This window comes from Microcoleus sp. AT9b-C3, from assembly GCF_036705485.1.
Classification (GTDB): domain Bacteria; phylum Cyanobacteriota; class Cyanobacteriia; order Cyanobacteriales; family Microcoleaceae; genus Microcoleus.
Genome location: NZ_JAUBUR010000078.1, coordinates 1 through 7,952 on the forward strand (window position 1 = coordinate 1; position 7,952 = coordinate 7,952).

8 protein-coding genes are annotated in these 7,952 nt (G+C 46.9%); all 8 read left to right on the plus strand.

Annotation, left to right across the window (positions count from 1 at the left end):
• The first annotated feature begins 142 nt into the window (after positions 1-142).
• The 8 genes from QUB77_RS30905 to QUB77_RS30940 all read left to right on the plus strand — a co-directional run bounded on the left by QUB77_RS30905 (position 143) and on the right by QUB77_RS30940 (position 7,699).
• On the plus strand, positions 143-1,366 hold the full coding sequence (locus QUB77_RS30905; RefSeq protein ID WP_333179786.1) for a site-specific integrase: 1,224 nt from the start codon (positions 143-145) through the stop codon (positions 1,364-1,366).
• 269 nt (positions 1,367-1,635) lie between these two features.
• Positions 1,636-2,238, plus strand: a complete 603-nt coding sequence (locus QUB77_RS30910) for a hypothetical protein (RefSeq protein ID WP_333323722.1) — start codon at positions 1,636-1,638, stop codon at positions 2,236-2,238.
• Positions 2,235-2,744: a hypothetical protein gene (locus QUB77_RS30915; RefSeq protein ID WP_333323725.1), complete on the plus strand. Its 510-nt coding sequence runs from the start codon at positions 2,235-2,237 to the stop codon at positions 2,742-2,744. Before QUB77_RS30910 ends, QUB77_RS30915 begins: the two co-directional genes overlap by 4 nt.
• Positions 2,745-3,008 carry a hypothetical protein gene (locus QUB77_RS30920; protein WP_333177038.1) on the plus strand — a complete coding sequence of 88 codons (264 nt, stop codon included), beginning with the start codon at positions 2,745-2,747 and terminating at the stop codon, positions 3,006-3,008. It abuts the gene before it with no gap.
• Positions 2,999-3,565 (plus strand): hypothetical protein, encoded by a 567-nt coding sequence (locus QUB77_RS30925; protein ID WP_333177035.1) that lies wholly within the window; start codon positions 2,999-3,001, stop codon positions 3,563-3,565. Before QUB77_RS30920 ends, QUB77_RS30925 begins: the two co-directional genes overlap by 10 nt.
• A complete protein-coding gene (locus QUB77_RS30930) occupies positions 3,555-3,842 on the plus strand; it encodes a hypothetical protein (protein WP_333177032.1) in 288 nt (95 codons plus the stop codon). The genes QUB77_RS30925 and QUB77_RS30930 overlap by 11 nt, the downstream gene beginning before the upstream one ends.
• A 533-nt stretch (positions 3,843-4,375) precedes the next feature.
• Positions 4,376-4,654 carry a hypothetical protein gene (locus QUB77_RS30935; protein WP_333177028.1) on the plus strand — a complete coding sequence of 93 codons (279 nt, stop codon included), beginning with the start codon at positions 4,376-4,378 and terminating at the stop codon, positions 4,652-4,654.
• A 135-nt stretch (positions 4,655-4,789) separates the two neighbouring features.
• Entirely contained in the window at positions 4,790-7,699 is a 2,910-nt protein-coding gene (locus QUB77_RS30940) for a DUF3987 domain-containing protein (protein ID WP_333177025.1), read from the plus strand.
• The last annotated feature ends 253 nt before the right edge of the window (positions 7,700-7,952 follow it).

Below are 7,952 nucleotides of genomic sequence, written 5' to 3' on the forward strand. Positions count from 1 at the left end.
TAGATTTCGAGTCTGCCTATTCGAGAGCGCTAGCCCTTGCCGAATAAGAATTCTACGAAACTCGACTCAAATAGATGCTGTGTGTATACCATTTTCGTATACCATTCTTGGGTAGAATTAATCTCAGGTTGGAGCGGTAAGTATGTACCCAGCAGCAAATTCTGACTTTCGGTGGCTCAATCTTCAGGTACAGCGACACCGAGTCAGGCCCTACTACGCGGCACGTTTGCATCAGAGATTTGGGCGATCGACTATCGGACTCGGTTCGGACGAATTTACGGCCCTGGTGTTGGCGCGCAAGCTTGACAGCGAAATACAGCGACTGGTTGATGCCGCTGAAATAATTGATTTGGAGTATCTGCGAACTTTTATTGAGGAGTTAAAACCGCTGCTAGCGAGTAGCGATAAAGCTTCTCTGCGTATAGTTCGCAAAGACGAACTTTCGCTGCTGTGGAAAAAGTATGTTGACTTTCACAAATCACTAGGTGCGTGGGAACAGACTTACATCAACAATGAAATTACCCACGTTTCTAGACTGCTAGAAAAATGCCCGTTTAAGCGACTGGAGGATAAGTCAGAGATTCTTCAATGGCTACTCGATAGCCCAAAACGCTCTGCTGCTACCTCGAAAAAACGGTTTATGCACTTAACGGCGGCAGTTGACTGGAACAGCAAACAGGGCAATATACCTCGCAAGTGGGGTATCGAATATCGCGATGTTTTGGGGTCAGTCAAAATTAGCGGCAAGAAAAAAGAGAAAAAAGAGATTGACGTGTACGCGGTTGACGAAGTTTACCGCATCCTAAATGCTCTTAAAGATGATACCCACTCTCGGTTCAAAGGCAAGCACAGCCAATATTACAAGTACGTTTACTTTCTTTGGCTGACTGGTTGCCGTCCCAGTGAGGCAATCGCTCTCAAGTGGAATAATGTCAATATTGCGAAAAGAATCATAACTTTTTGCGAGACTCAGGTGCTGACTTCGGGGGGCAAGATTGTTGCAAAAAAAGGTACTAAAACAGAACTTGTGCGGACTTTTCCCGTAAATCAAGAATTGCAACTTTTGCTTGAGTCAATCCCACACCGAGAAGGTTTTGTGTTTACTAACGAGATGGGAAAACCTATCAGTCAGGCTGCTTTAAATGTGGTCTGGAAAACTTTACTCAAGAGTCTTGAGATGCGATATCGTATTCCGTACAATCTGAGGCACACGATGATTTCGTACCACGCTAATAATGACTTTCCTATTCAAAAGCTGGCTAAGCTTGTGGGGAATTCGCCGGAAGTTATTATGCAACATTATTTGCATTTTGATATTGAGCGGATTAGTCTGCCGGGTGTGTTGCAAGAGGCTGATATGGGGTGAATATTCTTGTTTTCTGTGACCCGCTATTTGGGTTGTGATGCGAAACAAAACTTTACAGTCCCGGTGTTGACAAGGGATTGTAAGTCTGCAATCGTGAGTAACTAAGGAAGATTGATGCGCGACTGAGTAGCACTGGAAATGCTAATCAAGTCACGACTTCCCCAAACCGTTATCTTGGAACGTTTGGAGCCGATAAATTATGACATTTTTAGACGATCGTCTTTGCGGACGATCGCAACACTTTACATTTGAGTTGGCGGGGTTTTGCCATGACTAAACCCGCTGCCAGTTGCCGTCGCATTGACCAACTCAGGGCGATCGCCTATGACCGTGGCTTCTCCAATGAAGACGCCAGACAGTTCGGGAAGCTTTCTAAAACTGCTACATGGGAAGCGCTGCTAGAACTGTACCTCGTTGACGGTGAATCGCTTGACACAGTGAATGTAGACACTGTAGACGAGACATCTGAACCGCTAGACACAGTGCCAGAAGGTATACAAGCAGTCGCAAACAGTCGCAAACAGTCCGACTGTTTGTATACCGGGAGTCAATCGCTTGACACAAGTGAAACAGTCGCAAACAGTCGCAAACAGTCCGACTGTTTGTACACCTTGAGTGAACCACTAGATAAAGTGCTAGACAGTGTAGACAGCATTGATTGGACTAATGACGGTTCATTCCCTGTGTGCGGTTTCACCCGCCAAACTTCCACTAGCTTTTTAGACTGGGTTGATTTTGGGCAACTCATCGCACTCGTTCTCGCATCGGCGGGAGTGTTCGTGCTGGCTATGTCGATGTGGCAACAAATCAACCCCCTGAATTTATTTCCCCCAGTCCGCGTAAACATTCAAATCGGAGCTTCAAAATTATGAGCTTACAACTGCGACTGTTCGGCGGTAATTCCGATGCCGGAAAAATCACTGCTAGCAACGATGGTGGACACGCAATCGACAAATCAAAAGTTTTGCAAGCAACCGCGCCCGGTGTAATTACCCCGACTAATCCTGGTAACTTTTCTAGCATCCGTAGTGTTCCCGTTGTGCCAGCACCGCGTTACTTTACCAAGGAAGAAGCCGATGCCATGAAGGACTTGGCAAAGGAAAAAACAGACGGTGCAAAACAGTCTAAACGCGCCTATGAAGCACTGACAAAAGTTGAAGAAGCCGATGCTAAAGTTCACCGTCATCACCGCAAATACGAAGGTGCTGTAGCCGATAACGAACTGAGTAAAAAGCGCTCAGACACTCGACTGGCTAAGCACTTGCACAGTCTGCGTCCTGGTTATGCGCGACTGGGTTTAGGGATTGATAAAGCTGAAAATGATGCCCGTGCTCGCATTGATGAAATTAAAGCCAAGTTGACGGGAGGGACTAACTAAATGAAAGCGATGTATCTGGCTAACTACTTCGTTGCTGGGTGCGTCGCTTTCTCCCTTCTGGGGTGGATAGCGAGTTTGCATCCGATGGCAATGAAAGCCGTTTTATTTCTGTTAGCAGCGATTGCAATTGCTTGGGGACTGAGTTGGTTGCTTGACTACTCCCTGAGCAAGTTGATTAAGATTTCAGTCACTGACTTGCAAGCACTTTTAATCGGCGGTTTAGCGATGTCGCTAATTGGTTTAGGGGTGTTTTTATGCAGCTAAAACTGTTCGTGTTGAGTGCGTCCTCTGTCGTGCTGTGGTTGGTTCCACTAGCAGCACTAGACAAAAAGCTAGACACTCACAAAGCGCTGCAAGGTGTCAGTTTGTGTGCTGCAATCGCTTGTGCAGTGTCCGCTGGCAGCATCGCCCGCAAACTGTCTGAGCAACGGGAGATTGAGGTAATTAAAGAGCGGGCAATTACTGCTGATGTGATTGATGAAATCTCGACATCTGCCTACATTTCCCAACAACAAAGACAGCAGGAAGCGGAAGCAATTCTAGCTTCCCCTGGTGTTGATGTGGAAGAGGTACGGGAGCGACTGGAAGCCATATATAGTGCTGAACAGGGAGAAGTGGAAGCAGCACTTACTACCACTACCGATACTTCCTTAGAGCTAGCTAAAGCGCTTTATGAGGAAGTCAAGGAAGCAAAGGAAGTTGGCAAAAGTCCGACTTGGATTATTGAGAATATTCTCAAGATGAAGGGGAGGAAGTTCGCAGAGGGTAAGGCAAAATTGCAAGATTTACTCAATCAATTTGAGGGGGGAGATGATGACTAGACTGCCAAACATCCCAACTACAGCAGCCTTAAGATTGACTGGCACTAAGTCAGAAATAGAGCTAGTATTGGCAGTTTTGCGAGGCAAGGATTTCTTCTGGAAAACTAACGGCAAGTTTTACCCGCAGCGGGGAGATGAGAATCAGTACGCTTACTACCTCAACGACTTGCAATTACCTCAACTGGGGGCAGCAGTTCCGCCGCCAACACCGGGGGAACCACAACCTAGACCGTGGGATGCGGTTTTGGGAGGTCAGGGGGAAAATCATCAACGCTGAGACTGGGTACAAGCGTTTGGTCGGGGAGTGATTTAGTAAATTTCTTTAACCCACGAACCTATAGGTTCCGCCATTCTTTCTACCGCATTTTAACCGCCAGAACTGGAAACGAGTAGGAGCGCAAATTCTCTAGTTTTCTTTAACGCACCAACCTATAGGTTGAGCCATTTGTTGTAACGGCAAAATATTCACGTCAGAACTGTGATCGACTGGGGAGCCACACCCTCCCCATTTGCTTCAATTTAGCGCTAAAACCCTTGCTGTACAAGGCTCTCTACGGCGGAAACTCATATGAGTTTCCGTAAATAACTCGTTATACTTCGCAATTCCTAACAGAACGAGATTGTACGAGATTTTTACTAGCAAAATTAGTAGTGAGGAATAAAAGTTAAACCCTATAGGTTTCGATTTTCTGTATACACTCAAACCCGCGAACAGAAAGGCTTTCATCTTACGGCGTACCCGTTACCCATTGACAATTCTCAACAATCGTGATTTTCCACTATGTTCCACCCTTGACCTAAAATATCCACATGGACAACCACCCACTGACACCACAAGAAATTTTAGAAGAGCGCCGATTGTGGCGTTGGTGGTTGCGCTGGTTCGTAAAGTACAACCCCAGATTTAATCCTCAGAGAATCTGCGCGCTTGTAACGGAGTATGACAAAGAGGCAATGCTTCTGGCGATGGCTAAGCATTTAGCGCATCAAGCTCAACTACTAAAGAGTTTGGTTCTCATCCCTAAGTTTTGTAACGGATTAATCGGCGTGTCCCTTACTGACACCGTTACCGCACCCGCAATCAACTAGCGGGGCGGTCTCACCTGCATTCTAAATTTTCCAAAATCTAAACACCAAAAAACCGCTGCTATCAATTGAGACCTGAGCGCAACGGTTTTGAGGATTATCCACATTCAGACTCGTCTTAGGGGCGAGCTAAATTTCATGTACGACAATTCTACTCCGATCGGCGGTAAAGTTTCAAGAGTTCACGGCAATCTTGTCAGCAGCAGCAAGTCTAATCCTTGCCCGGTCTGTGGACGCACCAAAGACCGCGACTGCCGTATTAGCCTCGACGGGAAGATGGTTCTCTGCCATCAAAATTTTGACCACACCAAAACTCAGCAGCCTGACCTGTGGCACTTTGACGGCACAAGTTCTGATAACCGCTGTGGTGTGTACGTTTTCAAAGAAAAAACTACCAAAGATATCCGACCGAAAGATACTCGTTCTTGGGAATATCCCGATCGCAATGGTTCCCGATTAGTCCGCGTGGTGCGAGTTGACGACGGTGAGGGTAACAAGAAAATCTGGCAAGAGCACTGGGATGGTTCCAAGTGGCAGAAAGGGTTAGGAGATGTTGCCCGTGCCAGCATCCCGGTTTACCGCTATGCCGATGTCCAAAAGGCGATCGCAAGCAATGAAACGATTTACCTAGTCGAGGGTGAACCGTGCGCTGACTTGCTCTGGAAGCTTGGAATGCCTGCGACTACCAATATCGGTGGTGGTGGTAAGTTCACGCTTACCGACTCTTTGGACTTGCAAAATGCAAAGGTGATTGTCATAGTCCCTGACAGAGACAAAAAGGGAATTGAACACGCCGACAAGCTTGCCGAACACTTCCCTGATGCTATGTGGCTCTACCCGTTCCCAGAAAGCAAAGCTTGGGAAAACTTACCAGAGAAAGGCGGGCTTGACATTTTTGATTGGATAGACCACGAAAAACTTTCAGCGAGCCAAGTGAAAGCTGCGATCGGAGAGAAGAAAGTTTTCAAGACTTCCCCGCAGGCAGCAGCAAAAGTTTTGAACCATCCAAAATTTGAGACTTCCAGTCTGGAAAATTTAGGGGATGAGATTGACGCGCTCCTTGAAGCCGACTTGAAGCGATCGACGCTGAAACTAGAAATCCTGAAACTGTCGGAGAAATATCGCCGCCAAGAAAAGGAAATCTGGCATCTTTACAAAACCAAGGAAGAGGAGCAAGAACAAGCCGACAACCGGGAAGATGTGGCGACAGAGGTTGCACGGCTCCTGAACTCCAAAAAGTCTCAGATAAATATTGCCGAAATTATCCCTCCTGATTTGGCGACACCCATCAACAAATTAGCCAAGATGTTGAATCTGAAACCTGAGTGCTACCTGACAACACTGCTGACTCAAGTTTCTAGTTTGTTCAAGGTTGGCAGTGAAATTAAATTGCGGAACGATACCAACTACCGCGTCACCCCTAATTATTTTGCTGGCATTGTTGCTGAATCCTCACAGAAAAAATCTCCCATCATGCGGGAAATTATTGATCGTCCCATGCAACCGCTGCGGGAACGCGCAAGGAAGGATTTTGATAAAGCACAGGAAGCTTACGAGAAAGAGTTAGCGACCTGGAAAGCTCCAAAAGGAGAGGACAAAGGTGTTGCCCCAAAACCACCACGCCAGAAACTTTACTCTTTCTCAAAAACCACGGGGGAGGGAATTCTTTACCAGGTCGCAGAGCACCCCGATCAGGCGCTTATGTACCGCTGCGATGAATTGGCAGGGCTGTTCAAATCTGCCAACCAATACCGGGGAGGCAAGGGGAGTGACGATGAAGATTTACTCGAATTTTGGAACGGGACAGGCAGCACAGTCTTGCGGGCTTCAGGAGTTAAAGCCGACCTAGACGGTTTACTTTTATCAGTGTTTGGGACAATTCAGCCTGATGTATTGGCGGCGCTCTTAAAAGATTGTTCCGACAGCAACGGAAAGTTTGCCCGGTTCGACTTTGTGATTCAACCGTTAGCAGCGTCGAAACTATCTCTGGATGACACCGGGAGCTTTGACCTGACACCGATGCTGACAGACCTTTATCAAAAAATTGATGCACTGCCAGCACTGAAATTAGAGCTAGAACCCGATGCCAAGCGCTACTTTACAGAGTTTTACAACAGGGCAGAGGATAAACGGGTTGCGGAGCCCATGCAGGGCAAACGAGCAATGATTGGCAAAGCACCGGAAAAAGTAGGGAAGCTTGCCGGAGTTCTCCACGTGCTCAACTGTATTTTTAACGGTCAAACCGTCACGCCCCGCATCCCAAAAAGTATTGTGCAAGCGGCAGTCAAATTTGTGATTTTTACCGCCAACCAAATTGACGTGCTCTACACGGAGTTCTCCGATCGGACTGCACTTGCTCCTAACTTGGCAAAAATTCTTACTTTGGCAGAGGCAAAGGGCGGGTCGGTTTCTGCACGAGATGTCACTCAGGCATTCGACTCAAAACATCGCCCCAACAAGCAGCAAATTCAAGAATGGTTCACAGAGTTGATCGAGATGAAGTATGGAGAGGTTACAACAAAAGGTCAAAAAATTACATTTACCCTCTCTCCACACTCCACAGTATCCACAGTTGCTCAAAACCCTGACACAGAGAGCGACACACATATCCACACTTCCCTCTCCACAGTATCCACAGTATCCACACTTTTAGAGGTAGATCGTGGCAAAAGTGTGGATAAGTGTGGATACACTGTGGATACCTTATCCACACCTCTTGAACCCTTACCAGATAAGGCTTTAGAGCTAAGTGTGGATACTGTGGATACAAAATCGGTATCTTTAGAAAACTCAGAAACATTAATGATGAGCTGTACTACAGAATCCACCAAACCTGCCGCGACCTCTACTAAGAAGCCCCGAACTTTTGAGATAGGCGATCGGGTTGTGGTCAAGGATGTAGGGGGTATTTATCAGGGTGCTCGCGGGGAGATTGTGGACAATGTTTATAGTCGCGCCACTGGTGACACGTACTTGGTCAAGTTTGATAAGCCTGTCAGGGGTTCTCAACAATGCTCGTTTGAGCCTTCTGACCTGATGAAGCTTTAACTAGGTTAGAAATCGCTGCTACTAAGCCTGTGCTGATTAGCAGCGGTAGCAGGGTATGCGGGCTAGCTAGCATCTAACTAGACAATCACTAGACAAGGTGCTAGCGTCTAACTAGACAATCACTAGACAAGGTGCTAGCGTCTAACTAGACAATCACTAGACAAGGTGCTAGTATCTAACTAGACAACCACTAGACGGGTACTAGACATGACAGACAGATGCCAGCTTAACTTGAGATTAGACGGTCGCCGCG